The following is a 26,299-nucleotide window of genomic DNA, read 5'->3' as shown; positions in this document are numbered from 1 at the left end:
GCCGGCGGCTCAGCGGACGCGGCCCCGTCCGTTGCCCCGTCCGTTGCCGCCGGCGTTCCCGTTCCCCCCGCCGTCGCCGTCCACCTCGCCGTCGCCGTCCCCCTCGCCGGGGTCCTGGGCGTCCGCCTCGTCCCCGGCCGCCGGCGGCGGGACGGGGTCCGGCTCCGGCGCGGCGGGCGTCACCGGCTCGGCCACCTCCGTGACCGGGGCGGAGTCCACCGCCCAGGACGGCACGGAGGGCCACGGCGACGAGGGCGGCGGCGACGGCGGCGACGACGACGGTGGCGACGACGACGGTGGCGGGGACCACGGCCCGGACTCGGGCCGGGACACCGCCGCGGCCACCGTCAGCGTGACCGTCTCCCCCGGCGTCAGCCGCCCGACCGGGGTCGCCCCGGTGACGACGCCCGGGGCCGCGTCGGCGGTCTCCACCACCACCCGGCGCACCCTCAGCCCGGCCGCGACCAGCTGCTCCTCCACCTCGTCGGCGGACCGGCCGACCAGGTCCACCCGCCGCACGTCGGTGCCCGCGTCCGCCGGGGACCCCGCCTCGGCCGCCGGCACCGGCGAGGACCCCGGCGCGGTCACCTCCAGCACGCCGACCCCGAGGGCGGCGCCGACCGCGAGGGTCGCCATGCCGGTGAGGACCCGCCCGGCCCTGCGGCGCGGTGCGGGAGCGGCGGCCACGGCCGGCGGGGACACGGCCCGCGGGGACACCACGGGCGGCAGCGGCGCGGTGACCGGTGGCGGCGCCGGCGGCAGCGGGCGGCCGGCGCGGACGGTCTCCACCGCCCGGCACACCGCCGCGCCGTCGGCGAGCCGGCCGGCGGGGTCCTTGGCCAGCATCCGCGCCACCAGCTCCCGCACCGGCTCCGGCACGTCACGGGGCAGCGGGTCCGGCTCGTCGCGGATCTGCCGCAGCGCGATCTGCACCGGGTGCTCGCCGTCGAAGGCCCGCCGCCCGGCCAGGCACTCGTAGGCGACCATCCCGAGTGCGTAGACGTCGCTGGTGGGCCCCGCCTTGCCGCCGGCCGCCTGCTCGGGCGAGAGGTAGTGGGCGGTGCCGACCACCTGGCCGGTGCGCGTCAGCGGGGCGCTGCCCGCCGACCAGGCGATGCCGAAGTCGGTGATCCGGACGACGCCGTCGTAGCCGACCAGCACGTTGCCCGGCTTGACGTCGCGGTGCACCACGCCGGCGGCGTGCGCGGCGGCCAGGGCGGCGGCGGTCTGCCCCACCAGGTCCAGCACCCGTTCCGCCGGCAGCCGCCCCTCGCGGGCGAGCAGCGCCGACAGCGGCTCGCCGTCGACGAGCTCCATCACCAGGTGGGCGCAGACCTCGCCGTCCTCGGTCACCACCTCGCCGTAGTCGTGCAGCGCGGCGATGTTGCGGTGCAGCAGCCGGCCGGCCAGGCGCGCCTCGGTGCGGAACCGGGTGCGGACGGTCTCGTCCTCGACGTACTCGCTGCGCAGCAGCTTGACCGCGACCGGCCGGTCCAGCAGGGCGTCCCGGGCGCGCCAGACCTGGCCCATGCCGCCGGTGGCGAGGAGGCCCAGCAGCTCGTAGCGGCCGGCGACGACGCGACGTGCAGGCCTGCCGTGCATCGCACCTCCTCGGTTCCGGATCAGCGGCTGGTGGAGTCTCCCGCGGCGGAGGTGGTCCCGCTCGTCGTCCCGGCGGTGCCGGTCACCGGCGACGACGACGTGGGGGTGCTCGAGCTCGTGGCGGTGGTGCCGGTGGGCGTCGCCGGCGTGGTGGTCGTCGTGTCCGACGGGGAGCCGGTCGCGGACGAGCCGGGCGCGGTGGTCGTGGTCGGGGTGGCGGCCTCGGTCGGCTCCGGGACCGCCGTCCCCGGAGCCGGGTCCGTCGCGGGCGGGACCGGCTCGACCACCGTGCCGGGCGTGCTGTCGCCGGTCACGGCCGAGACGCCGCCGTCGCCACCCTGCCCCGTGGGCGCCGGCCGGGAGCCGCGGCCACCGGCCGGCGCGACGGCGAAGGTGACGACGACGTCGTCGCCGGGCTCGAGGCGCACGCCCTCGGGCGAGACGCCGAGCACCCGGCCCGGGACCGCGGACCCGGTCACCTGCTCGCGCCGCTCCACGCCCAGGCCCAGCGCGGACAGCTGGGTGGCGACGTCGTCGATCGGCCGGCCGACGTAGTCACCGGCCTCGAGCACCACGCCGTCCTCGCTGTCGCGGGTCTGCGCGGCGACGACGGTCGGGGAGCCGGGGTCGTCGCCCAGGGCGGTGAAGACGACGCCGGCCAGCCCGGCGCCCAGCAGCAGCGCCAGCAGCGGGACCAGGACCGCCGCGACGCGGTGGCGGGGCGGTGGCGGGGGGCTGCTGCGCCGCTGCCCGCCCGGGCCGGGGAGCACGCCGGACGGGCCGGGGGCGGCCTGGGTGGGCGGGCCGGCGTCGACGGCGACCGGGACGGCGGCGACCGGGACGGCGGCGACCGCCACCCCGGCCGGCGCGGCGGCCGGGACGGGCGCGGGCGCCGGTGCCGGTGGCTCGAGGTCCGGCAGCCGCCCGGCGCGGGCGTCCTCGACCGCGGCGACGAACGCGGCGCCGTCAGGCATGCGGGCGGCCGGGTCCTTGGCCAGCGCGCGGCGGATGAGGGTGCGGACGTCGCGGGGCAGCGTGTCCGGCAGCGGCTCGGGGTCCGAGCGCAGCTGCTTGAGCGCGATGGTGACCGCGTTGTCGCCGTCGAAGGCGGGGTGCCCGGTGAGGCACTCGTAGCCGACCAGGCCGAGGGCGTAGACGTCGCTGGCCGGGGTGGCCAGGTGCCCCTCGGCCTGCTCCGGCGAGAGGTACTGCGGCGTGCCGATGACCTGGCCGGTCTGGGTGAGCGGGACGCTGCCGGCCGACCAGGCGATGCCGAAGTCGGTGATCTTCACGCTGCCGTCGGCGCGGACGAGGATGTTGCCGGGCTTGACGTCGCGGTGCACCAGCCCGGCGCGGTGCGCCTCGGACAGCGCGGCGGCGGTCTGGCCGAGCACCGACAGGGTGGTGGAGGTGTCCAGCCGGCCCTCGCGGCGCAGCAGCGCCGACAGCGGCTGACCCTCGACCAGCTCCATGACCAGGTAGGCGAGTGTCTCGCCGGTGTCCCCGGCCTCGGTCTCGCCGTAGTCGTAGACCGCGGCGATGTTCGGGTGGTTCAGCGCCGCGGCGTGCTGGGCCTCGGCGCGGAAGCGGGCGAGGAACGTCGGGTCGCCGGTGTACTCGCTGCGCAGGACCTTGACCGCGACCGGGCGGTGCAGCAGCACGTCGGTGCCGCGCCAGACCTGGCCCATGCCACCGGCGGCGATGAGCCGGGAGAGTTCGTAGCGGTCACCGAGCATCCGGCGACCCGGTTCCACCACGGGACCTCTCCCATCCCTGCCGGCCCTGCTGCCGACGCCGTCCGTCCCGGCGTACCGGTCCTCGTCCGCGGAGGTGCCCGGTCCTTCCGAGACCACACATCCTCCCAGCAGTCCCACCCGTCCGGGGAGTCCCGTGCGTCACGGCTCGGCATCGACACGGCGACGCGCCGACGACGCCCCGGTGACACGCCGGTGGCCGGCCGGCTCAGGCGGACTCGAAGAGGGCGCGGCCCCACCAGTCGGCGTCGTCGCGGACGCCGGGCGGGCAGGCGAACACCGCCGACGACGTGTGCCGGACGTACTCGTTCATCGCGTCCGTCCGCAGGTTGCGCTGCACCTGCACGAAGCCGGTCTCCGGGTTCCGCTGGAAGGCGATGAAGAACAGCCCGGCGTCGAGCCGGCCCAGGCCGTCGGAGCCGTCGACGAAGCTGTAGCCGCGCCGCAGGATCGCCGTCCCGGAGTTGGTCGGGTGGGCGAGGAAGACGTGGCTGGTCTCGGGGATCGCGAACTCGCCGTCGACCTGCTTGGTGAAGTCGACCGGGTCGAACTCCGCGCGCTGGCCGAGCGGTGCCCCGCTCCCCTTGGTACGGCCGATGGTGCGCTGCTGCTCGTCCAGCGAGGAGCTGTCCCACGGCTCGACCAGCATCCGGATCCGCCGCGTGACCAGGTAGGAGCCGCCGCGCAGCCAGTCCGCCCGGCCCCCCTCGCCGTCGTCGTCGCCGACCCACACGAACCGGTCCAGCGCGCTGCCGTTCTCGGCCTTGAGGTTGGCGGTGCCGTCCTTGAACCCGAACAGATTGCGCGGGGTGGCCTGGCCGGTGCTGGTCGACGACGTCCGGCCGAAGCCCAGCTGCGACCAGCGCACGCTGACCACCCCGGCGCCGATGCGCACCAGGTTGCGGACGGCGTGGACGGCGACCTGCGGGTCGTTGGCGCAGGCCTGGAGGCACAGGTCACCGCCGCTGATCGCGGGGTCGACCTGGTCGCCGGGGAACGACGGCAGCTCGACCAGCGGCGCGGGCCCGCGGGCGGCGAGGCCGAAGCGGTCGCGGCTGTCGGCGGTGGTGAACAGCGTGGGCCCGAAGCCGACGGTGATCGTCAGCCCGGACGGCGGCAGGCCGATCGCCTCGCCGGTGTCGTCCGGCGGGGCGTACCGCTCGCCGTCGACGGCGCCGACCGGTCCGGCGTCCCGGCCCGCGGTCATGCGCCGCGCGGCCTCGGTCCAGTCCCGCAGCAGCGCGACGAGGTCGTCGCGGCTGTCGGTGGTGACGTCGAGGGCGACGAAGTGCAGCCGGTCCTGGGCGGGCGTGACGATCCCCGCCTGGTGCTCGCCGTGGAAGGGCACCGCGTCGGTCGGGGCCGGTCCGGCCGCCTGGGCTCCGCCCGCCGGGCCCTCGGCGGTCGCCCGGCCGACGACGCCGCCGGCCGCGCCCGCGGCGAGGACACCGGCGGTGCCGACGCCGAGGGTGCCCAGCAGGCGGCGGCGGGACAGACCCGGCCGCTGCGGCGCGGCCGGCTGGTCGGCGGTGGGCTCCGTCATGGCTTCCTCGGGACGGGGACGGTCTCGCAGGGCGCAACGTCCCGCGCACACCGGCGCGTCCCCGGCGCCGGTGTGCCGCGGGTCACTGGTCCGCGACGACCGCCGCGACCTGGCTGACCGACTCCGACAGCGCGGTGATGCTGTCGGACAGGCCGCGGAGCTGCTCCTCGGTGAGCTGGTCGTGCAGCGTCCAGCCGCCCTCGGTGCGGTACTGCCCGAGCTCGGCCTCGGTGGCGGCGAACCGCTCGTCGATCTCCGCGACCAGGTCGGGGTCGGCCTCCTCGAGGTAGGGGCGCAGCGCCTGGACGGCGGCCTCGGAGCCCTCGAGGTTGGCGGCGAAGTCCCACAGGTCGGTGTGCGAGTAGCGGTCCTCCTCGCCGGTGATCTTGCCGGTGGCGATCTCGTCGAGGAGGGCCTTGGCGCCGTTGGCCAGCTGCAGCGGCTCCAGCGTCGTGTCGTCGGCGAGCTCGACGACCTCCTGCACGTTCGCGAGCAGCTGGTCGGCGTAGGGGGTCATGCCCTCGGTCGTGCCGCCGACCCACAGCGCCTGCTCGATGCGGTGGAAGCCGGTGAAGTCCTCGCCCTCGGCCTGGTCGCCCTCGCGGCCGTCGATGAGCGGGTCGAGGTCGCCGAAGACCTCGGCCACCGGCTCGATCCGCTCCCAGTAGGTGCGCGCGACCGGGTACAGCGCCTTGGCGCCCTCGACGTCGCCCGCCTCCACCGCGTCCACGAAGGCGGTGGTCTGCTCGAGCAGCGCGCCGGTCTGGCTCTGCACGTAGCGCTGGTAGTCCGCGCTCGCCTGGGCGAGGGTCTCGTCCTCCGACAGCGACCGGGCCTCGCCGGTGACGGTGAGGTCGCCGCGGATGCCGTCGCCGACCATGCCCGGCTTGCAGGCGGTCTCGTAGCTGCCGGCGGGCAGCTCGACGAGCAGCTCGCGGGTCAGGCCCGGCGCGATGTTCTCCACCTCGCCCATGACCCGGTCGCCCTCGGCGTAGACGTAGAACTCGGTCACCTGGTCGCCGGAGTTGGTCACCGCGAAGCTGTGCGTCCCGGCCGGCAGCTCGCTGCTGGCGACGTCGCAGGCGTCGTCGGTGGCGGCGACGGCGACGGTGTCGGCCGCCTGCCCGCCGGCGGACGCGGCGCCGGAGCCGCCGTCGGCCGACGAGCAGGCGGCGGTGGTCAGCGCGGCCAGCAGGCCGGCGGTGAGCAGGGGGAGGCGGCGGTCACGCACGGACATGCTGGGTGGTCTCCGACGGCTGGGTGGGGGTCCGGGCCGGGTCGGCGCCGGAGGGCTTCGGGGCGGCCGGCGTGCGGGCCGGCCAGAGGAAGGCGACGAGCACCGGCACCAGGTAGGCGACGTACGCGACCGTCTCGAGCACCGTGGGGGCCGCGGTGACGTTGAAGATCCCGGCGATCGCCGCGCCGTACCAGCTGTTCGGGTCCAGGACGCCCGAGATGTCGAAGGCGAGCACGTCCAGGCCCGGGAGCACCCCGGCCTCCTGGAAGTCGTGGACCCCGTACTTGAGGATCCCGGCCGCGACGAGGACCAGCAGCACCCCGCTGACGGTGAAGAACCGCGACAGGTCGATCCGGATGGCGCCCGCGTACAGGCCGATCCCGACGACGACGGCGGTGAGCACGCCCGCGGAGATGGCCACCAGCGGGGTCGCCGACGTCGTCGCGCCCTGGGCGGCCGCGTAGAACAGCAGCGTCGTCTCCAGGCCCTCGCGGACGACGGACAGGAAGGCGACGCCGGCGACGGCGAGCGTGCCCGTGCCCAGCGCGTGCTCGAGCTGCCCGGTGAGCTCCCCCTTGAGCTTCCGGGCGGTCCGGCGCATCCAGAAGACCATCCAGGTGACCAGCGCGACCGCCAGCACCGAGGTGATCGCCTCGAACAGCTCGCGGGAGCGGTAGTCGGCCAGCAGCGTCGTCCGCGTGTAGGTGAGCAGCGCGCCGAACAGGACCGACAGGGCGACGGCCGCGGCCACGCCCGCCCACAGCGGCAGCAGCTGGCGGCGGCGGCCGCTCTTGACCAGGTACGCGACGAGGATGCTGACCACCAGGGTGGCCTCGAGGCCCTCGCGGAGGCCGATGAGGTAGCTGGCGACGAACGCCTGGCCCATGGCTGACCCATCTGTCGGGGGTGGGGTGTCCCCCGTCACCGGACTGAGGGCAGGCACACCTTACTCGTCGTGCACGATCGTTCCGGCCCCCGTCCGCGGGAGGCCCCCTCGGCCGGGGGCGGGCGTGGCAGGGTGACCGGCATGTCGGAGACCACCGCCACCACGACCGTGACCCGCGAGGACGCCGGCGGCGTCGCGACCGTCACGCTGCAGCGGCCGGGGATCTCCCGGGCGATGCGGCGGGAGCTGCTCGAGGTGGTGCAGGGGATCGCCGGCGACGGGTCGGTGCGGGCGGTGCTGGTCACCGGCACCGGCCGGGCGTTCTGCGTGGGCCAGGACCTCGCCGAGCACGTCGAGTCGCTGCGCGGGGACGCCGGGAGCTCGCTGTCGGTCGTCGAGGACGAGTACAACCCGCTGGTCCTGGCGCTGGCCGGGCTGCGGGTGCCGGTCGTCGTCGGGATCAACGGCGCCTGCGCCGGCGCGGGGCTGGGGCTCGCGATGGCCGGCGACCTGCGGGTGGCCGCCGCGGGCGCGAAGTTCACGACCGCGTTCACCGGCATCGGGCTGTCCAGCGACTCGGCCCTGGCCGCGCGGCTGGTGCACAGCGTGGGCGTCGCCCGCGCCACCGAGCTGCTGCTGCTCCCCGACGCCTTCCCCGCCGAGACGGCGCTGCAGTGGGGTCTGGTGCACCGGGTCGTCGAGGCCGACCGCGTGGCGGACGAGGCCAGGGCGCTGGCCGAGCGGCTGGCCACGGGGCCGACGGCGGCCTACCGGGCGGTCAAGACGGTGCTGGCGAGCGCGCCCACCGACTCGCTGGAGGAGACGCTGGCGCTGGAGGCGCGGCTGCAGACCGAGCTCGGCGGCACCGCCGACCACGCCGAGGCGGTCGAGGCGTTCCTGGCCAAGCGCCCGCCGCGGTTCACCGGGCGCTGAGCCTCGCCGGCGGGCCGACGGCATCGCGGGGCCCGTCCCCGTTCACGGAGGGCTGCGGTGGGATCGCTGCCGGTACAGACACGGTGGGTCCCGTCCCGCCCGGCCGTTGCGGGACCCGGCGGTACCGCTGTGCGGTGACACCCTCCCCCCACGCGACGGGGAGGGGCAGCTCGTGGACGGGGCACGGACGGCGGGGACGACGGAGGCGGCTCCGGGGGAACGACCGCTCCCCCGCAGGCACGCCGGGGTCCCGCAGGGACGTCCGCTCCCCCCACGCCCTCCGCTCACGAGCTCGGTCGCGCTCCCGCTGACCCCGACCGTGCCGCCGCGCCCGCGCGCCGTCCGGGTCTCCGGCCTGCTGTGCTGGGCCGCGGCGCTGGCCGCCGTCGCCGGCGTGCTGGCGATGCTCCTCGACCGCGCGGCGCTCGACGCGCGGCTGACCGGGACCGCGGCCGCCGGTGACCTGGCCGCGTCGGCCGGGGAGGTCGCCGACGCCGTCGCGGCGACGATCGCGACGGTGGTCGGCGCCACCGGGCTGGTCACCGCCGTCATGGCGGCCGGGACGGCGCTCGCGCTGCGGCGCCGGGCGTGGGCCCGCTGGCTGCTGCTGGCGGCCCTGCTACCGACCCTGCTGGTCCTCGACGTGGCGCAGAGCACCGCGGCGGGGGACGCCGACCTCGACCGGGTCGCGCTGATCGCGGCGGCCGGGCTGTTCCTGCTGGTCCCGGTCCCGCTGTTCACCCGCTCCGCCCGGGCCTGGTCCCGCGCCCGCTGAGCCGGGCGCCGCGTCGAGGGCGGCCAGCACCCCCTCGACGGACCGGACGACGACGTCGGCGGCGTCCGCGGCCGCCCGGTCGGCCAGCGGGTCGGCCGCCGCCTCCCGCCAGCGCCGCAGCGCCTGCAGGGCCGCGGTGCGCAGCGCCGCCGGGGGCGTGTCCGCGGGCAGCCCGAGCCGCGCGGCCGGTGTGGTGTCCGTGGCGCCGAGCAGCCGCTCGCCCTCGGCGGCCAGCGCGGCCGGCAGGGGACCGCCGGGTGCGCGGGTGCGGGCCAGCAGCGCCAGCTCCGCGAGGTCGTCCCCGGCCAGGCGGATCCGCTCGACCTCCGCGCGCACGGCCTCCGCCCCGTCCACCGGGTGCTCCTCGAGCAGCGACTCGACCAGCCGCAGCGCGGCGGCGGCCCGCACCGGCCCACCGCGGGCGGTGAAGTGCACGTGCAGCAGCCGCTGCAGCTCGACCAGGCCGCTGCGGCGCAGCAGCTCGGCGGCCAGCGCGTCGGCGTCGCCGATCCCGGCGCGGACCAGGGCGACCGACAGGCGGACCCCGAACAGCCCCAGCCGGTCGAGCAGGCCGGCCCGGACCTCCGCCGACATCGGCACGGGCGTCTCCGGCCGCGAGAACCGGTCGGCGGTGAGCAGCATGCCGGTGACCGCGGCCGGGTCGGCGGCGGCCAGCGACCGCAGGGCGACCAGGTCACCGTGCCGCAGGGTCCGCCCGGCCAGCGCGAGCCGGCCGGCGACCGGCACGACCGCCGAGCTGACCGCCCGCAGCGCCGGGTCCGCGGACATCCGGCGGGCCGCCGCCTCGGCCGCGTGCAGCGCGTCGATGCGCCCCGCCCCGAGCTCGTCGGCCCGGGACAGCACGGTGATCGTCGTCGTCAGGGTCCCGGTGGCACCCGTGGCGGCCTGGAAGGCGCTGAGGACGGCCAGGTCGTCGGGCTGCGGCCGGCGGGTCAGGTGGACGATCGCGTCGGCGCCGGCGAGGCCCGCGTCGGTGCCGAGGAAGGCGTGCGTGCGGTCGCTGGTGCCCGTCGACAGCGACCCGGTGCCGGGGGTGTCGACGAGCGTGGCGGCCAGCAGGTCCGGCGACGGCCAGTCGACGACGAGCGTCGCGACGTCCTCGGGCGCGGTACCGGCCAGGTCCAGCCGCAGCCCCCCACCGTCCCGGCGCACCGGCAGGTCGCGGGCCGCGCCGTCCCGGCCGCGCAGCACGACGCGGGGCGTGGCGCCGTGCCGGTACTCGGTGACCACCCGGGTGCACTCGCCGGCGTCGGTCGGGGCCACCCGGGCACCCACGAGGGCGTTGAGCAGGGTCGACTTGCCGGCCTTGACCCGGCCGACGATCGCCACCCGCAGGGGCTCGTCGAGGCGCCGGCGGGCGGCGGCCAGGCGGCCGGCGGCGTCGGGCACGCCGCCCCAGCGGGTCAGCGCGTCGTCCAGGAGCGCCCGGACGTCGTCGAGGGCGGCGGGCCCCGTCACGGGGTGGGCACCGGGGTGCGGTCCAGCCGGGCGACCTCGCCGGCCAGCCGGTCCAGCCGGTCGAGGCGGGCGCGCAGGAGGCGGACGCGGGTGTCGTGGTCCGCGGTGGCCTCCTTGGCCGACCGCTGGGCGGCCCTGACCGCGTCGGCGAGGGTCCGGGCGGTCTCGTCGGTGGTGTCGGTGACCAGGTCCCGCAGCGTCCGCTGCACGGTGCGCAGCCGGTCCTTGAGGTGCTTGCCGACCTGGAAGACCACCTCGTCGAGGTGCCGCCGCACCACGGTCCGCGCCTCGGTCTCGCGCCGCTGCCGCCGCTGCCTGGCGTCGTCGTTGTACGCCTTGCGGCCCAGCACGACGCCGGCGGCCAGGGAGATCGGGTTGATGATGGCGAGCCCGGCCAGGCTGGTGACCAGGCCGGTCATGAGCACCCCGGTGTAGGAGCCGCGCAGCCCGATCAGCGTCCGCTCGCGCAGGGTCATGGAGCCGTCGTCGATGCCCGGGACGGCGACGAGGGCGTCCAGCGCGTCGCCCGCGGCGCCGACCTCCAGGGCCGGGACGGCACCGCCGCCGTCACGGGTCACCTGGTCCACCACCTGCTCGGCGAGCCACCGGGAGCGCTGCTCGGCCCAGACGTAGCTGTCGGCCACCGCCGCGGCGATCCGCTCGTCGAGCCACGCGGTGATCTCCGGCCAGGCCGGACCCGGGTCGCGGGCGGCGATGACCTCCTCCGCCTCGCGGACGACGACCCGGGAGCGGTCCCGCAGGTCGTGGTCGATGTCCGCCATGAGGTCGGTGACGCCGTCGTTGAGCACCTGCTGCCAGCGCGACGAGCGGCGCCGCTGCTCGTCGACCGCGGTGCGGGCCTCCTCCAGCTCGGCCAGCAGCGCCTCCCGCGACGCCGGGTCCTCCAGGCTGCGCAGCTCGCTCCGCAGGGCCAGGGACAGGTGGCCGGTCACCGCGGTGAGGTCGTGCACGAGGGAGCGGCGGGCCAGCGTCGCGGCCCGACCGGCCACCTCGTCCTGCAGGTGGCCGACCAGGGCGGCGATGCCGGACTCCTCGTGCAGCTCGCGGTCCCGGTGCTGCACCGCGAGCTGGGCCAGCGACGAGGAGACGGCGAACAGCGGCGCGTCGCACCCCCGGGCGGCGAGGTGCCCGCGGTCGATCTCGGCGATCCGCCGCCAGTCGGGGCAGGCGTCGGTCTTGGTCAGGACGCAGACGACCGTCGGGCACAGCGCGGAGGCCTGCTCGAGCAGGGCCATCTCCGGCGCGGTGAACTCCTGGCTGGCGTCGGAGACGAACAGGACGGCGTCGGCGGTGGGCAGCAGGTCGAGGGTGGTCAGCGCGTGCGCCACCACCCCGAGGCCGCCGACGCCGGCGGTGTCGACCAGCTCGAGACCGCCGGCGAGCAGTCGCCGGGGCAGCTCGACCTCGGCCTGGAGGATCCGCTCGGCACCGGGCCCGGTGACCCGCGCGGCGACGGTCTCGACCGGGACGGGCACCCGCTCGGTGACGACCTCGGCGCCCGGGGCGGGGGCCGGCCCCACCGCCCGCACCAGCGTGGCCCGCGGGGCGGCCCCGTTGCGCACGACCGTGGGGACGACGGTGGCGACGTCGTCGGCGACGGGACAGACCGGCACCCCGGTCAGCGCGTTCACCAGCGAGCTCTTGCCCTGCTTGGGCTCCCCCAGGACCAGGACGCGCACGCCCGGCGAGGCGTGCCTCCCCCGCGCCTGGGTGAGCCGCCGCTGCAGGTCGGGCCGCCCGCACTCCTCGGCGAGCGCCAGCACCCGGTCGACGAGCTGCTCTGGTGTGACCACTGCCACCTCCTCCGGAGCCCCGGTGATACCACTGCGGGCCCGACTGCGGACGGAAGGCAGCCCGGCCCCGGCGCGCTGGACGCCGGGGCCGGGCGCGTCCGGGTCAGTGACCGCCGGCGTCGACCTCGGCGACGACCACGACGTCGTCGTTGTCCTCGACGGTGTCGTTCAGCGAGCCGTTGAACGACCCGTTCCCGTCGTTGTCCTCGGAGAAGACGTCGTTGTCCTCGGAGTAGTCGTTGCCGACGTCGTCCAGGTCGACCGAGTTGTCCTCGGAGTAGTCGTTGCCCACGTCGTCCAGGTCGACCGAGGTCTCCTCGGAGTGGTCGTTGCCGACGTTCTCCAGGTCCACCGAGTTGTCGGTCTCCGAGTAGTCGTTGCCGACGTCGTCCAGGTCCACCGAGTTGTCGGTCTCGGAGTAGTCGTTGCCGACGTTGTCGAGGTCCACCGAGACGTCGTCCCCGACCTGGCCACCGTCGTTGGCGGTGGTGTTCGTGCCGCCGGAGTTCTCGCTGCCGACCTGGTCACCGCCGACGACGCTGCCGTCCCCGGTCTCGACCCCGGCCGAGTCCTCGACGATCGGGCTGTCGTCCCCGACGGTGACGTCGTTGCCGTTGAACGACCCGTTCACCGAGTCGTCCACGTGCACCGACTCGTCGGAGTTGTCGGTCGTGTTGCCGTGGCCGACGGAGTTGCCGTCACCGGAGACGTCGTAGCTGTTGCCGGAGTCGGAGACGTCGACGGTGGTCTCGCTGTTGTCGACCTCGACGTCCTCGACGTCGTCGCCGGCCGCCACGCCGTCGCCACCGACCACCACGTTGTCGTCACCGAAGATCGCCTGCGCGTCGCCGCTGACCCAGATGCTGTGCGAGGCGTCGATCTCGACGTCCACGTCGGTGTAGGTGACCGAGATGTTCTGCAGGTGCGTGATGACGACCGTCTCGCTGCCGGCGGCCGGGGCCGGCGCCGGGGCGTGCCCGCCGCCGCCCTGCCAGCCGCCGTGGTCCTCGTCCGTGTCGCAGGCGGCCTCGTCGTGGTCGTGGTCGCGGGCCGGGGCGGGGCTCGGCCGGTCGTCGTCGCCGCCGTGCGCCGGGGCGGGGCCCGGCTTGTCGTCGTCGCACCCGCCGGACCGGCCGTGGTGTGCGTCGTGGGAGTGGCCGTAGCCGTCGTCGTCGTGCCCGCGGCCGCCGTGACCTCCCCAGCTGACCGGCGCGTAGCCGGCCACCATCGGCATGAGGTCGTCGACCTCGGCCGGGGTGGCGTCGACGCCCGCGGCGGCGAGCGCGCCCGTCGGGTCGGCCGCGTAGGCCTCGGCGGCCTCGGGGTCGCGGAAGAGGTCGAGGATGAAGTCGAGCAGCGAACTGGCGACGTTCGTCATGGCAGGTCCTCCGGGTCCGTGAGCCGCCCGTCGTCGGCCGGCTGGCGACGGCAGTCCAGCCGCCCCCTCCGCGCCCGGGCAGCGGGTGGCGTCCCCCCACTTCCGACTCCGCGTTGGGGGGTGCGCGCTGACTCCCCGTTAGGGGACTCGGGGTGTCGCCCCCTACTTGCCGCCCGCCGGCACCACACACGGGAGGAAGCAGGGACAGGCGTGACGCAGGCGACATACGGTCCTGCGGCGTACCGGCTCAGGGAGCGGGCCGGCGGGCAGGGTGACGGGGGGACCTGTGCGCGACGGCGAGTACGGGCTGGGCATCGACATCGGCGACGGCACGGTCGCCGCGGCGGTCTGCGCCGAGGGCGCGGGAGCCGCCGAGCCCCTGCCCCTGGGGGGACCGGGGGACCCCCCGGTCGCACTCGCGGTCGACGACGACGGCGTCCGGCTCGGTGACCCCGTCCCCGGGCGGGCGGCGGGCGTCCTGGCGCGGGTGGGCGCCGCGACGCCGCTGCACCTGGGCTCCGGCCCGGTCCCCGCCGCCGCCGTGGTGGCCGGGGCGGTGCAGCTGGTCCGGGCCGCGGCCGCGGAGCGGCTGGGCCGGCCGGACGCCTGGACGGTCGTCACCGTGCCGCCGTCGTGGGCCGGCCACCGCCGGGCAGCGCTCGCCGCGGCCCTGCAGGAGGCGGGCGTCCCCCGCTTCACGCTGGTCTCCGCCGCGGTCGCCGCCGTCGCCCGCCACACCGGCACCGGCGAGCTGCCGGAGCGGCCGACCGTCGCCGTGTACGACCTCGGCGCCGCCACCCTGGACCTCGCCGTCGTGGGCCCCGACGCGGGGGATCCCGACGCCGGCCTGCCGCGGCACCTCGCGCCGCCGCCCGCGCCGCTCGGGTGGGGCGGCCGGGACGTCGACGACCTGCTGGTCGGCCACGTCCGCGGGTCCTCGGCCGGCGCCCCGGACCCGGAGGCGGCCGCGGCGCTGCGGCGCGCGTGCGTCGCGGCCAAGGAGGCGCTCTCGGAGGAGACCGCCACCCGGGTGGAGGTGGGTCCCGAGGCGGTCCGGCTCACCCGCGAGGAGCTCGACGAGCTGCTCGACGGCCCGGTCCGGGAGTCGGCCGCGCGGCTGCGGGCCGCCGTCGAGGCCGCCGGCGTGGACCCGGCCGCCCTGGACGCGGTCGTGCTCACCGGCGGCGGGGCCCGGATGCCGCTGGTCGCGGAGGTGCTCTCCGGGGAGCTCGGCCGGCCACTGGCCCTGGGGCCCGCACCGGAGCTCACCGCGGCCCTGGGCGCGGCGGGCCTGGCCGCGGAGGCGCTGGCCACGGAGGCGCTGGCCACGGAGGCGCTGGCCACGGAGGCGCTGGCCACGGAGGACCCGGCCGCAGGGGGGACGGCCGCCGACGGCGTCCCCACCCCCGCCGCCGTCGCCCTCCACGCGGCGCCGCCCCCGGCCGTCCCGGCCGGGGCCCGGCGTCCCGTGCCCGGCGCCCCGCCGCGGGGGCCGGGCGGGAGCCGGCACCCCGCAGCCGGTCCGGAGCGGACCCGCGCCCGGGCCCGTCGGGCGCAGCGCGGTGTGCTCGTCGGCGTCCTGCTGCTGTGCCTGCTCGTGCTGCCGCCCGCCGTGGCGGGCCTCCTCGGCACCAGCGGCACCGCCGCGCCCGGGGGCGAGGTCCCGGTGGCGCAGGCCGAGGACGGCGCCGTGCCCACCGGCGGGTCGCCCGGCGTCGCCGCACCGGGTGCCGCCCGACCGGCCGGCGCCGCTGCCCCCGCAGGCACGGCCCGGTCCGCGGGAGGCGTGCGGGCGACCGACGACCCGGCCGCGTCGGCCGGCGCCGTCACCGCGGTCCCGGCGGTCGACCCCCGGACGCCGGGGTCGACCGGCGCGGCGGGGAGCTCGACCGCCCCTCGCTCTCCGGCGGGGACGCCGGTCGCGGGCACCCCGACCGGCGGCACCACGGGCGGGGCCCCCACCGGGGGCACGGCGTCGGGCGGCGACCCGACCCCGGGGACCACCGCGCCACCGGCCGCCACCCCGTCGGGGACCGCCGGTCCCCCGTCCGGACCACCTCCGTCGGGGACATCGGACGAGACCCCCTCGGGGACCCCGTCGGAGACCCCGGACGAGACGCCCACCGAGACCCCCACCGAGACCCCGACCGAGACGCCGGGTGAGACCCCCACCGAGGACCCGGGGACCGGGGGACCGGCTCCGGACACCACGACGCCACCCGCCGAGGGGACGACGACGACCGACGATCCCGAGACGCCCGCCGCTGACCCCACCGGCCCGGCCGCGCCGTCCCCGGGTACCCCGTGACCGCCGTCGCCCATCCCCCCGTCGTGCACACCGCCGCCTCCCCCGCGGCCCGCGTCCCCGGACCCCGCCCCGCCCGGCTGGCCGGCAACGTGGCGGACGGCCCGGTGGCGCGGGCGGCGGCGGCACGTGCCGTCGTGGTCTGCGGTCCGGCGGGGACCGGCAAGACGCACCTGCTCGACGAGGTCGCCGCGCTGCACCGGCGCGCGGGACTGACGGTGCTCGACGCGCGCACCGAGGACCCCGACGCGGTGGCCGGGCCGTTCGTCCTCGTCGTCGACGACGCGCACCGCGCCACCGCGGAGGTCGCCGACCGGGTGCGCCGCGCGCTGCGGTCCCCCCGCGCCCGGGTCGTCCTGGCCTCCCGGCCCTGGCCGCGCCCGGCCGCCCTCACCGCCCTGCTCGCCGACGTGGCCGCCGAGGTCCCCGACGACCGGCACTCCGTGGTGCTCGGCCACGTCGACCGGGCCCGGGTCGAGGAGTGGGCGCGGGCCTGCCTGGGACCGGCCGCCACGCCCGCGCTCGCGGACGCCGTCCACGCCCGGACCGGCGGCCTCCCCGCGCTGGTGCACGGCCTGCTGTCCGCCCTCGCGCGGCGGCCGGGCCGGGTGGACCTCCGCGTCGTCCCCGAGAAGATGCGGGCGCAGCTGAGCGCCGACCTCGACGCCCTCGACGAGCGGACCCGGGCGCTGGTGCACGCCGTCGCGGCCGGCGCCCCGCTGGACGACGACGTCCTCGGCGGGCTGCTCGACGTCCCCCTGGAGCAGGTGGCCGACCTCATCGCCGCGGCGCGGGCGACCGGCCTGGTGCTGGCCGACGGGCGGGTGGTCCCGGTGGCGCAGGAGGTGCTGCTCGCGACGACCCCCGCCGACGTCACCCGGCGCACCCGGCGCCGGCTGCTCGGCCTGCTGGTCGAGCGCGGCGAGGAGCCGGTGGGGCTGGCCCGCGGCCTGGCCGCGGACCGGGTGCGCGACCCGCGGGCCGCCGCGCTGCTGGAGCGGCACGCCGACGCCGCTCTCGGTGCGGACCCGGCGCTGGCCGGGGAGCTGCTGAGCGCGGCCGTCGACACCGGGGCGCCGGTCGCCTGCCTGTCCGCCCGGCGGGCCCAGGCCGCCGCCCTGACCGGCGACCTCGACGGCGCGGTGCGCTGGGCCGACGCCGCCCTCGCCGACCCCCTCGCCCCCGACCGGGCCCGGGCCGCCGGGGTGCTCGCGGCGGTGCTGGCCCGGCGCGGGCTGCTCGGCCGCGCCGCGGAGCTCTGCCGGTTGGCCGGCCCGGAGCACGCGGGCTCGGCGGCGCTGGCCCTGCTGGCCACCGGACACCCGGACGAGGCCGCCCGGCTGGTGGCGGCGGCGCGGGCCGGGACCTCCGGGGCGCCGACGATGCTGTCGGTCAGCGAGGACCTGATGGCGGAGGGCATCACGTGCTCGCTGCGGTCGGGGACGGACGCCGCCGATCCGGTGCCCGCGGCGCTGTCCACGCTCACCCGCGCCGCCGCGCTGCTGGAGCCGGTCGGCCGGACCGCGCTGCTCGTGGACACCCCCGCGGCGCTGTCGGCGCTGGTGGCGCTGCAGTGCGGTGAGCTGACCGTCGCCGAGTCGGTGCTGCAGCGGGCGGTCGACACCGACCTGGGCGGCCGACCGGCGCGTCCCCGGCACCTGCTGCTGCTGGCGTGGATCGCCATGCTGGCCGGCCGGATGGCCCGGGCCCGGGAGCTGATGGCGGAGGCGCAGGCCGTCGAGGGCGGCGCCCTCGAGCCGCGCGACGAGCTCTTCCTGCAGGCGCTGGAGGTGGGCCTGGCCCGCCGCAGCAGCGACGTCCCGGCGCTGGTGCGCGCGTGGGTGCGGGCGCGCGAGGCCGTCGTCCGGCACCCCGTGGACCTGTTCACCCTGCTGCCGCTCGGGGAGCTGGTCGTCGCCGCGGCGCGGCTGCGCGACGGTGACCGGCTGCGCTCCCACCTGACCGAGGCGCAGGCGCTGCTCGCCCGGCTGGGGGACCCGCAGCTGTGGGCGACGCCGCTGCACTGGAGCGGCGCGCAGGCGGCGATCATCACCGACGACCCCGCGGCGCTGCGGCCGCACGCGGCAGCGCTGGTGGCCGCGGCACGGACCAGCCCGCACGCCGCGACGCTGGCCGAGGCCGGGCGGACCTGGCTGCACGTCCTCACCGACGAGATCGACCCACCGGCGGTGGTGGCCGCGGCGGAGGCGCTCGGGGCGGCCGGGCTCGGCTGGGACGGCTCCCGGCTGGCGGGGCAGGCCGCGGCCCGGGTCACCGACGCACGGGCCCGCTCGATCCTGCTGGCCTGCGCGCGCACGCTGGTCGACCCCGCCGACGGGGACGCGCCCGGCGAGTCCGGGGAGGACGCCCCGCCGGCCGCCCCGGTGGCGACGGGCACGCTCAGCGAGCGGGAGCGGCAGGTGGCGCGGCTGGTGGTGGAGGGGCGGACCTACCGGGAGATCGGCGGGCGGCTGTACATCTCGGCGAAGACGGTGGAGCACCACGTCTCGCGCATGCGCCAGCGGCTGGGCGCCGGCACACGGTCGGACCTGCTGGCGCGGCTGCGCGCGGAGCTCGCGGAGGGCGCCTAGCGGCCGGAGCCGGCCAGGGCGGCGCAGGGGACGCAGACGTCGCGGGCCGACGTCGGCCAGTCCTCGTCGAGGGTGACGCGGGCGAGCGTGCCGCAGAGGGTGAGCTCGCAGGCGCCGTCGACCTCGGAGGACGGGCGGTGCAGCTCGACGGCGTGCCACAGGGCGGCGGTCGGGCCGTGGGCGCGGCTGCGGGCGGCGACGTAGGCGGTCGCGGCGAACGCGGTGGGGGCGGTCGAGGCGGCGGTGGGGGCCATGCAGGGAGGGTCGACAGGGTGCCCGGCCTCCGGGAGGCGGGCCGCCGCGGTGTCACCCACCCGGGTGAGACGGCGGGCCGGCGGGGGCGGCGGCAGGATGTCCCCGTGGAGCTGACCAAGCACGGGCACGCCTGCGTCGTGATCAGTGACGGCGACCGGCGGCTGGTCGTCGACCCCGGCGCCTGGACCGACCCCGCGGCGCTGGAGGGTGCGAGCGCGGTCCTGGTCACGCACGAGCACCCCGACCACTTCGTCGGCGACCGGCTGCGCGCGGCGCTGGAGGCCGACCCGGCGCTGGAGGTGTGGACGAACCCGTCCGTCGCGGAGCAGCTGGACGGGCCGGGGAGCCGGGTGCACGCGGTGGGCGACGGCGACGCGCAGACCGTCGCGGGCTTCGACGTGCAGGTCCACGGCGAGTGGCACGCGGTGGTCCACCCGGAGCTGCCCCGGGTGCGCAACGTCGGCTTCCTGGTCGGGGGCCAGGTGTTCCACCCCGGCGACGCGTTCACCGTGCCGGGGACCCCGGTGGCCACGCTGCTGGTGCCGCTGCACGCGCCGTGGTCGAAGGCGGCCGAGGTGATCGACTACGTGCGGGCGGTGGACGCCGACCAGGCCTTCGCCGTGCACGACGGCCTGCTCAACGACACCGGGCTGGGCCTGATGGCCGGCCTGCTGGGCGAGCGCGGCCCGGGCACACCCACCCCCTACGGCCGGCTGACCCCGGGGGAGGCGGTCGAGCTCTGAGGCCCGCCCCCTCCCCCGGGCGCGAGGTCAGCGGCGGACGGTGCGGCGGTTGCGTCCGGCGACGCTCTCGGCGACGCCGATCAGCAGGACGGCGGCGACGACGGCGAGGACGAAGCCCAGGACGTTGAGCTCCCAGATGCTGCCGGTGCCGAAGAACTGGGCGATGAGCCCGCCGATGAGGGAGCCGACCAGGCCCAGGGCCAGGGTGGCGAGGATGCCCAGGTGCTGCTTGCCCGGGACGATCAGGCGGGCCAGGGCCCCGATGATCAAACCGGCCACGAGGAAACCGATCACGACGAGTCCTCCGGGTGGGTGCGTGGCGCCCGGCCGGTCGCCGGGCGCGCCTGGGGCTCATCTACCCGCATGATCACCGCGCACACCCGGGCCGTTCGTCACTGGTCCGCGGGGACCTGCTCCACGTGCGCCGGGAGCTTGTCCAGCTCGTCGTCGACGGTGCGCTGCACGAACTGCTGCACGGCGCGGCGGGCCAGCCGGTCGGCCAGCCGGGGACGGCGCGGCTCGTGAGTGAGCGTGACGGTCACCCGGGTGGCGCCGTCGGCGGCGTCGTCGAGCTCGATGCGCGTCGTCCACGTCTCGGGGGTGAGCTCGAGCCGGGTGGTGACCACCCGCCCGGGCTCCCACTCGACGATCTCCCCGCGCGGGGCCCCCTCGCGCGGGGTCCGGTCGGCGGCGAGGCGGCCGGGGACGCAGACGAACCGGGCGCCCTTCCCGGACCGGCCCCCCTCGACGACGTAGGAGACGTCGCAGACGGCGCAGTAGGGCTCCAGCACGGCCAGCGCCCGCCACACCCGGCTGCGCGGGGCGGCCACCTCCCGGGTCCCGCTGGCCGTGGTCACGTCCCGACGGTAGACAGGGGCCCGCCCGGTCCCGGGGCGAGGTCGGCGAGCACGGCCCGGGCGACGGCCCAGCGCTCCTCCCCCACCCGGCGCGCCCAGTCCCGCTCGACGGCGGCCAGGCGCCGGCGCACCGCCTCGTCGACCTCCCGGCCCCGGTCGGTGAGCCGGACCAGCCGCGCCCGCCCGTCGGAGGGGTCGGGCAGCACCTCGACGTACCCGCCGGCCTGCAGCGGCGCGAGCGCCTGGGCCAGGGCCTGCTTGGTGTGCCCGCTGTCGGCGGCCAGCCGGCTCAGCCGCTCCCCCTGGGCCGGCAGCATCGCCAGCAGCCGGTAGTGCCGCATGCGCAGGCCCGGGTAGCGCGCGTCGCTGAGCGCGTAGAGGTCGTCCCGGATCAGGGTCATCGCCTGCTCGAGCAACGCGGTGACCAGGACGGGGCGTTCTCTGTTGACGGGATCGGACAAGCGGCTTCACCATCCATGCACCGTCAGACAAGCGGCTTGACCATCCTCCCACGGGAGCCCGTGATGACGACCCCTCCGTGCCTGGCGCTCTTCCGCCCCCTGCGCCCGCACCTCCCCCTCCGGTCCGCCCCGGTGCAGCCCGACCCCCCGTCCCCCGGGACGGCGGCCCCCCGGTGAGCGCACTGCCCGGCGGGACGACCGTCGCCGAGCTGCTCCCCGCCCTGCGCCGCTGGACCGGCCGTCCCGGGCTGACCGTCGACGCCGTCACCACCACGCCGGTCCCGCACCGCATCTCCGCGCCGACCACCCGCGCGCTCACCCGGGTGGCGGTCACCGCACGGGACGCCACCGGTCCGGTACGGCTCCCGCTGGTCGTCAAGGAGCTGCAGCGGGCGCGCGAGGGCCTGCCCCCGGAGATCCCCCCGCCGGTCCGCGAGTACATCGACTCGCAGATCCCGTGGCGCACGGAGGCGGACGTCTACGCCTCCGGCGTCGGGGACCGGCTGCCGCCGGGGCTGCGGGTGCCCGGGCTGGTGCTGGCGACGGAGGGTCCCGGTGACCGGGTCACGCTGTGGCTGGAGGACGTGGCCACGACCGAGCGGCCCTGGACCGCCGGCGACATCCGGGCGGCGGCCACCGCGCTCGGCCGCGCGGCGGCGCGCCGGCGGGAGGAGCCGCGGGTCCCGGTGCCCTGCGACACCTTCCTCGGCAACTACGTCGCCAACCGGCTGGGCCGCTACGCGCTGCCGCTGCTGGCCGCCGACGACACCTGGGCCCACCCGGCGATGCGGGCGCCCGAGGTCGCCGCGCTCCGCCCGGACCTCGGCGAGCTGGCCGGCCGGGTGCCCGCGCTCTGGGACGAGCTCGGCTGCGTGCCGGAGCTGCCCGCCCACGGGGACGCCACGCCCGCGAACCTGCTGCGCCCCCCGGACGAGCCGGGCACGTTCGTGCTGCTGGACTGGGGGACGGCCACACCGGCGCCGGCCGGGTTCGACGTCGTCCCGCTCGTCTTCGGCCGGGCCGAGGCCGGCACCGCGCCCGCCGGCGAGGTGCCCGCGCTGCTCGACGTCGCCGTGGCCGCCTACGCCGCGGGGCTGGCCGCCGAGGGGCTCGAGGTGCCGGCCGACCGGCTGTACCGGGCCGCGGTCGCCGCGGCCCTCATCCGGTACCCGTGCACCAGCCTGCCGCTGGACCACCTGGGCGCACCGGTCGGCGACGACCTCCTGGCGCACGCTGTCGAGCGCGCCGGGTTCGTGCGGATGGTGCTCGACCTGCAGCACCGGCCGGCGGCGCTCAGCGGCCGCTGACGGCGCCCTCAGAGCTGCAGGGTCGCCGCGGCCAGCAGGTAGGCCGCGGACACCGCCCCGGGGTCGTGCAGGTCCCCCGGGTCCTCCGCCGCGGCCCGGGAACGCGCGCGCACAGCGGCGCCGGGATCGTCGGTGACGAGGGCGAGGGACAGCCCGGCGACGACGGCGAGGGCGTCGTGCTCGTCCAGGTCGTCGAGGACGAGGCCGTCGTGGAGGAGGGTCGCCGCCTCGAGGAACACCTCGCGGGCCGTCCCGGCGTCCACCTCGGGCCGTGCCCGCGCGACCGCCTCCGCGGTCGCCAGGAACCGGTCGCGCAGCGCACCTGCGACGTCGAGCGGCACGCCGGGAGCATCCCAGCGGGCCCGTCCCCGGGTCGAGCGGGTTCGGCGGCCCGACGTCCGCCCGGTCAGCGGCCGGTGACCGACACCTCGAACTCGACCTGGCTCACGTCCGGCCGCAGCCGGGAGAAGCTGTGCACCAGCGGGTGCCCGGCGCTGTCGCGCACCGTGGTGCGGACGACCAGCAGCGGGGAGCCGGCGGCGATCCGCAGCAGGTCGGCCTCGTCCGGGGCGGCGGTGCCGACGTCGACGACGATGCGGGCGTGCGCGAGGTCGGCGCCGTACTCGCGGCGCAGGAAGTCGTACAGCGAGCCCTCGCTGAAGTCCTCCTCCGCGGCCCGCGGGTAGAGCGCGGCGGGCAGGAAGCTGTGCGCCACGTGGTTGGGCGCGCCGTCGACGCTGCGCAGCCGCTCCAGCTCGACGACGTCCTCGGCGACGTCGAGGGCGAGCTCGGCGGCCACCGGCGACGGCGCGGGCACGACCCGCTGGGTGAGCACCGTCGTCCCCACCTGGGCGCCCTGCTCGGCCATCACCGAGCTCCAGCCGGCGATGCGGTGGACGAAGCTCTCGCGGTACTCGTGCCGGATCGCCGGGCGGGTGACGTAGGTGCCCCGGCCCTGCTCGCGCACGAGGTGCCCGTCGGCGACCAACCCGTCGACGGCGCGGCGCAGGGTGATCCGGCTGACGCCGTACTCCGCGCACAGCGTGGGCTCCGGGGGCAGCAGGGCCCCCTCGGGCATCGCGGCGACCCGGCGCCGCAGGTGCTCACGGACCGAGAGGTACTTCGGTCCCGCAGTCGCCGCTGTCACGGACGCCAGATTATGCGGGAGAAGACGTCTGAGGACGTCATGTCGTATGAGACGTCTCTCGCTCGGGTGACGTCCACCTCTACGGTGCCCGGAGCTCGACGACGGTCACCTCGGGCCGCGCACCGATCCGCATGGGCGGTCCCCAGTAGCCGGCGCCGGTCGTGACGTACAGCTGCGTGTCGCCGTGCCGGGACCAGCCCTCGACCGCGGGCTGGTCGAGGCGGATGGCGTAGTCGAAGGGCCACAGCTGCCCGCCGTGCGTGTGCCCGGACAGCTGCAGGTCCACGCCGGCCGCCTGCGCCTGCTCGACCATGTACGGCTGGTGGGCGAGCAGCACGACCGGCGTCGCGTCGTCCCGGCCGTCGAGGGCGGCGTCGAGGTCCGCGCCGTGCCCGGGGACGCCGGAGCGGGCCGCGGTGCGGTCGTCGATGCCGGCCAGGTCGAACGACGTGCCGCCGCGGGTGATCGGCACCCGCTCGTTGCGCAGCACCTCGACGCCGAGGGTGGGCAGGTGCCGCAGCCAGGCCGTGGTGTCGACGAAGTACTCGTGGTTGCCGGTGACGAAGTACACGCCCTGCTCGCTGACCAGGTCGGCCAGCGGCGCGACCTCCTCGCGCAGCTCGTCGACCTCGCCGTCGACCAGGTCGCCGACGATGGCCACGACGTCGGGCCGCTGGGAGTTGACGATCTCGACCAGCCGCTCGAAGCGCCGTCCGCCGTAGGTGGCCGACAGGTGGCCGTCGGAGAAGGTGACGATCCGCAGGCCGTCGAGCGCCGGGTCCAGCCGCGGCAGGGTGACCGGCACCCGGCGGACGACGGGCGCGGAGTTGGCGAGGTACACGCCCGTGCCGGCGGTGCCCAGCGCCACCGCACCGGCGGTGACGGCGAGCGAGCGCGCGAGGAACAGCCGGCGGGAGGGATCCGCGACGACCGCGCGGTCCTCCGGCCGCGACTCCGGCTCCGGGCCCGGCTCCGGGTCCGGGCCGACGGCGGGCACCGGTGCCGGCGTGGCCGGGACGGCGGCGGGGGCGGGGGCGGTGGCGGTGGCGGGCCGGCGGGTCCAGCGGCGCAGCACCAGGCGGACCGGCTCGAGGACGAGCAGCGCGAGGAACGCGTAGAAGGCGACGCCGAGCCAGGTGTAGGCGACCCAGTCCAGCGGGGCGGCGGCGTCCAGGGGGAGCGTGCGGCGCAGCAGCACCGCGGTGGCGGGCAGCAGGGCGAGCACCACGGTGAGGGCGGTGAGCCGCCGCCGCGCCCGGCCGGGCCGGGTGGTGCTCCTGACCAGGCGCCACCAGAGGTAGCCGTGCAGGAGGAGCAGGGCGACGAGGACGACCGTCCCGAAGCCGAGCAGACCGATCAGGGACAGGACGGACCTCGCTTCGGCTGTGCGGGAGACACCACGGCAGGAGACGTGCGGGCGGCCCGGGACGTTCCCGTCCCGGGCCGCCGGTACGCGCGGTCAGGCCCTCGCGGCCGCCTTCACCGCGGCGCGCAGGGTGGGCTCGAGTGCCCAGAACCGCTGGTCGGCGTGCTCGGCGCGCAGCTCCTCCAGGGCGTGCAGCCGGCCGTAGGTGAAGGTGTCCTCCCCCGCCCCGACGGCGGCCGCGGCCAGCCGCAGGCACCACTGCCGGGCGACGACGGTGTCCTGGGCCTCGCCGAGCACGTCCTGCACCTCCTTCATGCAGGCGACCAGGGCCTCGGCGGGCGCCCCGAGCACCGGCGCGGCGACCTCCGCGGTGTAGCGGACCCGCTTGGCCGCCTTGCGCACCTCGTGGAGGGCGTGCTCGGTCTCGTCCTCGTGCGCGCCCGGGTCCCGGGCCTCGCGCTCGCGCGCCTCGGCGGTGCGGGCCCGCAGCCGCTTGCCCGTGCGCTTGACCGCGTCGGTGAGGACGGCGTGCGCGGGCTCGCCGGCCGCCTCGGCCAGCGGCGGGTCGGTGAGCAGCGCGTCGAGGGCGTCGAGCAGCGCCAGGTGCCGCCGGTCCGACAGCGCCCGGACCGCCGCCTTGCGCCCCCGCTCGACGTCGGCCACCTCGGTGGACCGCAGCCGGGCGGCCACCGGGCCGCGGACCAGCTCGACCGGCTGCGCCGCGACGACGGACCTGAGGTGCTCGAGGGCCACCTCGCCGTCGCGGGCGCCGGAGAGCGCGGCGCCGATCCACTGGAGCTCGTCGCGGACCGGGTCGGTGGCGGTGCGGTCGAGCACCGGCCGGAACGCGGCCAGGATGCTGCGCAGCCGGCGGCAGGCCACGCGCAGGTCGTGCACGCCCTCGGGGTCGCCGGTGCGGACGCCGATGTCGGCGGTCTGCAGCGCCTGGACCTGGGTCCCCAGCGCGCCCAGCACCACCTCGGCCGCCGTCGGCCCGTCCTCCTTCCGCGCCTTCTTCTTCGCCTTCCTCCCGTCGCCCCTCCCGTCGCCCCTCCCGTCGCCCCTCCCGTCGCCCCTCCCGTCGCCCTTCGCGTCGCCACCGTCCCCGTCGCCGGCCGCCGTGCGCGGCGGGGCGAGCGCCGCGAGCCGGTCGGCCAGCACGCGGGAGAGCTTGGACGGCAGGTCGGACGGCTCGATGCCCGCCGCGCCGAGCGCCGCGGTGACGCCGTCGAGCAGCGCCTGGTCGCCCTCGACCAGCTCCACCTCCAGCTCGCGCCAGGTCGTGACGGTCGCCGGGCTCTCGGGGTCGGGGGCCAGCGCGGTGCCGGTGACGGTGTCGGCGGCGACCTCGGCGAGCACGCGGCCGTCGTCGGCGAGCAGGTGCGTGACCTGCCGCGTCGTCTGCAGGGTGGCGACCGGTCCGAGCCTGGCGCCGCGGAGGACGGCGGTCACCGGCTCGGTCACCGCCCGCGGCACGACCGTGCGGCGGGTGCCCAGCGGGGCGTGCACCTCCCGGCGGGAGCCCGCGACGGCGGTGGGCAGCTTGAGGTGCCAGCCGGCGTCGGTGCCGCCGGTCCGCCGGCGCAGCGTGACCCGCGCGCGGGCCAGCCGCAGGTCCGGGGTGTCGAAGTAGGTGGCGTCCAGGTCGTGGGTGACCGGGTCCCCCATCGCCGCGACGCCGTCCACGGTCGTCAGGTCGGGGAGGACGACGTCCGGCCCCGTCTCGAACTTGCGCTCGACCTCGAGCTGTCCGCTGCCCACGTCGTCCTCCTCCTGGGTTCCCGTCGCACCCGACCGTAGGCGCAGGCGGGTGTCGGAACACACCCGTGCGGGCACTCCCCCGCGGAAACGACGCCAGCCGGGGTG

At 77.6% G+C, this 26,299-nt stretch carries 21 protein-coding genes; 5 read left to right on the top strand and 16 right to left on the bottom strand.

Translation table 11 applies throughout. The annotated features are described in order from the left end of the window. Positions 1 to 9: 9 nt before the first annotated feature. From ACI8AK_RS11220 to efeU, 5 genes are all read right to left on the bottom strand, one after another. Positions 10 to 1,602 carry a serine/threonine protein kinase gene (locus ACI8AK_RS11220; protein ID WP_456956284.1) on the bottom strand — a complete coding sequence of 531 codons (1,593 nt, stop codon included), beginning with the start codon at positions 1,600 to 1,602 and terminating at the stop codon, positions 10 to 12. 20 nt (positions 1,603 to 1,622) lie between these two features. After that, positions 1,623 to 3,359 (bottom strand): serine/threonine protein kinase, encoded by a 1,737-nt coding sequence (locus ACI8AK_RS11215; protein ID WP_456956282.1) that lies wholly within the window; start codon positions 3,357 to 3,359, stop codon positions 1,623 to 1,625. A gap of 205 nt (positions 3,360 to 3,564) precedes the next feature. Continuing rightward, positions 3,565 to 4,899: an iron uptake transporter deferrochelatase/peroxidase subunit gene (gene efeB / locus ACI8AK_RS11210; RefSeq protein ID WP_456956280.1), complete on the bottom strand. Its 1,335-nt coding sequence runs from the start codon at positions 4,897 to 4,899 to the stop codon at positions 3,565 to 3,567. A gap of 82 nt (positions 4,900 to 4,981) precedes the next feature. Further along, positions 4,982 to 6,136, bottom strand: a complete 1,155-nt coding sequence (gene efeO, locus ACI8AK_RS11205; protein WP_456902111.1) for an iron uptake system protein EfeO — start codon at positions 6,134 to 6,136, stop codon at positions 4,982 to 4,984. Beyond that, the gene (efeU, locus tag ACI8AK_RS11200; protein ID WP_456902112.1) at positions 6,123 to 7,022 is read right to left on the bottom strand and encodes an iron uptake transporter permease EfeU; all 900 of its coding nucleotides are present in this window, start codon (positions 7,020 to 7,022) and stop codon (positions 6,123 to 6,125) included. Before efeU ends, efeO begins: the two co-directional genes overlap by 14 nt. A gap of 141 nt (positions 7,023 to 7,163) precedes the next feature. Here efeU and ACI8AK_RS11195 point away from each other — a divergent pair, with 141 nt between their 5' ends. After that, positions 7,164 to 7,955 (top strand): enoyl-CoA hydratase-related protein, encoded by a 792-nt coding sequence (locus tag ACI8AK_RS11195; RefSeq protein WP_387988691.1) that lies wholly within the window; start codon positions 7,164 to 7,166, stop codon positions 7,953 to 7,955. A gap of 619 nt (positions 7,956 to 8,574) precedes the next feature. Here ACI8AK_RS11195 and ACI8AK_RS11190 read toward each other — a convergent pair. The 3 genes from ACI8AK_RS11190 to ACI8AK_RS11180 all read right to left on the bottom strand — a co-directional run bounded on the left by ACI8AK_RS11190 (position 8,575) and on the right by ACI8AK_RS11180 (position 13,401). After that, the gene (locus tag ACI8AK_RS11190) at positions 8,575 to 10,209 is read right to left on the bottom strand and encodes a dynamin family protein (protein WP_456956278.1); all 1,635 of its coding nucleotides are present in this window, start codon (positions 10,207 to 10,209) and stop codon (positions 8,575 to 8,577) included. Further along, positions 10,206 to 12,023 carry a dynamin family protein gene (locus tag ACI8AK_RS11185; RefSeq protein ID WP_387988689.1) on the bottom strand — a complete coding sequence of 606 codons (1,818 nt, stop codon included), beginning with the start codon at positions 12,021 to 12,023 and terminating at the stop codon, positions 10,206 to 10,208. The genes ACI8AK_RS11190 and ACI8AK_RS11185 overlap by 4 nt, the downstream gene beginning before the upstream one ends. Positions 12,024 to 12,126: 103 nt before the next feature. Then, complete coding sequence (locus ACI8AK_RS11180) at positions 12,127 to 13,401, bottom strand: IniB N-terminal domain-containing protein (RefSeq protein WP_456956276.1); 1,275 nt, start codon at positions 13,399 to 13,401, stop codon at positions 12,127 to 12,129. A gap of 271 nt (positions 13,402 to 13,672) precedes the next feature. Between ACI8AK_RS11180 and ACI8AK_RS11175 the strand changes: the two genes are divergently transcribed. Together ACI8AK_RS11175 and ACI8AK_RS11170 are read left to right on the top strand one after the other, a co-directional pair. After that, positions 13,673 to 15,709 (top strand): Hsp70 family protein, encoded by a 2,037-nt coding sequence (locus ACI8AK_RS11175; RefSeq protein WP_456956274.1) that lies wholly within the window; start codon positions 13,673 to 13,675, stop codon positions 15,707 to 15,709. Then, complete coding sequence (locus ACI8AK_RS11170; protein ID WP_456956272.1) at positions 15,706 to 18,297, top strand: LuxR C-terminal-related transcriptional regulator; 2,592 nt, start codon at positions 15,706 to 15,708, stop codon at positions 18,295 to 18,297. Before ACI8AK_RS11175 ends, ACI8AK_RS11170 begins: the two co-directional genes overlap by 4 nt. Here ACI8AK_RS11170 and ACI8AK_RS11165 read toward each other — a convergent pair. Next, positions 18,294 to 18,551: a hypothetical protein gene (locus ACI8AK_RS11165; protein WP_456956270.1), complete on the bottom strand. Its 258-nt coding sequence runs from the start codon at positions 18,549 to 18,551 to the stop codon at positions 18,294 to 18,296. The two genes, ACI8AK_RS11170 and ACI8AK_RS11165, sit on opposite strands and share 4 nt — an antisense overlap. Before the next feature lie 105 nt (positions 18,552 to 18,656). On the opposite strand from ACI8AK_RS11165, the gene ACI8AK_RS11160 reads away from it, so the two are divergent. Then, positions 18,657 to 19,295: an MBL fold metallo-hydrolase gene (locus ACI8AK_RS11160; RefSeq protein WP_456956268.1), complete on the top strand. Its 639-nt coding sequence runs from the start codon at positions 18,657 to 18,659 to the stop codon at positions 19,293 to 19,295. A gap of 27 nt (positions 19,296 to 19,322) precedes the next feature. Here ACI8AK_RS11160 and ACI8AK_RS11155 read toward each other — a convergent pair whose 3' ends face one another. The 3 genes from ACI8AK_RS11155 to ACI8AK_RS11145 form a co-directional block, all read right to left on the bottom strand. Continuing rightward, positions 19,323 to 19,589 (bottom strand): GlsB/YeaQ/YmgE family stress response membrane protein, encoded by a 267-nt coding sequence (locus ACI8AK_RS11155; protein WP_387988683.1) that lies wholly within the window; start codon positions 19,587 to 19,589, stop codon positions 19,323 to 19,325. A 98-nt stretch (positions 19,590 to 19,687) separates the two neighbouring features. After that, the gene (locus tag ACI8AK_RS11150; RefSeq protein WP_387988682.1) at positions 19,688 to 20,152 is read right to left on the bottom strand and encodes an SRPBCC family protein; all 465 of its coding nucleotides are present in this window, start codon (positions 20,150 to 20,152) and stop codon (positions 19,688 to 19,690) included. Then, positions 20,149 to 20,613 (bottom strand): MarR family winged helix-turn-helix transcriptional regulator, encoded by a 465-nt coding sequence (locus ACI8AK_RS11145; RefSeq protein ID WP_456956266.1) that lies wholly within the window; start codon positions 20,611 to 20,613, stop codon positions 20,149 to 20,151. The genes ACI8AK_RS11150 and ACI8AK_RS11145 overlap by 4 nt, the downstream gene beginning before the upstream one ends. A gap of 173 nt (positions 20,614 to 20,786) precedes the next feature. Here ACI8AK_RS11145 and ACI8AK_RS11140 point away from each other — a divergent pair, with 173 nt between their 5' ends. Then, positions 20,787 to 21,920 carry a hypothetical protein gene (locus ACI8AK_RS11140; RefSeq protein ID WP_456956264.1) on the top strand — a complete coding sequence of 378 codons (1,134 nt, stop codon included), beginning with the start codon at positions 20,787 to 20,789 and terminating at the stop codon, positions 21,918 to 21,920. An 8-nt stretch (positions 21,921 to 21,928) separates the two neighbouring features. On the opposite strand, the gene ACI8AK_RS11135 is transcribed toward ACI8AK_RS11140, so the two are convergent. From ACI8AK_RS11135 to ACI8AK_RS11120, 4 genes are all read right to left on the bottom strand, one after another. Beyond that, positions 21,929 to 22,261 carry a hypothetical protein gene (locus tag ACI8AK_RS11135; protein ID WP_456956262.1) on the bottom strand — a complete coding sequence of 111 codons (333 nt, stop codon included), beginning with the start codon at positions 22,259 to 22,261 and terminating at the stop codon, positions 21,929 to 21,931. A 65-nt stretch (positions 22,262 to 22,326) separates the two neighbouring features. Further along, positions 22,327 to 23,067, bottom strand: coding sequence for a GntR family transcriptional regulator (locus tag ACI8AK_RS11130; RefSeq protein ID WP_387988678.1), 741 nt, complete (start codon positions 23,065 to 23,067; stop codon positions 22,327 to 22,329). A gap of 79 nt (positions 23,068 to 23,146) precedes the next feature. Further along, complete coding sequence (locus ACI8AK_RS11125; RefSeq protein ID WP_456956260.1) at positions 23,147 to 24,295, bottom strand: metallophosphoesterase; 1,149 nt, start codon at positions 24,293 to 24,295, stop codon at positions 23,147 to 23,149. Between the two features lie 231 nt (positions 24,296 to 24,526). Continuing rightward, positions 24,527 to 26,194: a CYTH and CHAD domain-containing protein gene (locus ACI8AK_RS11120; RefSeq protein ID WP_456956258.1), complete on the bottom strand. Its 1,668-nt coding sequence runs from the start codon at positions 26,192 to 26,194 to the stop codon at positions 24,527 to 24,529. Positions 26,195 to 26,299 lie beyond the last annotated feature (105 nt).

The organism is Geodermatophilus sp. SYSU D00867 (assembly GCF_054050315.1).
Note: the sequence above shows the minus strand (reverse complement) of the source record. Positions and strands in the feature narration are given on the sequence as shown.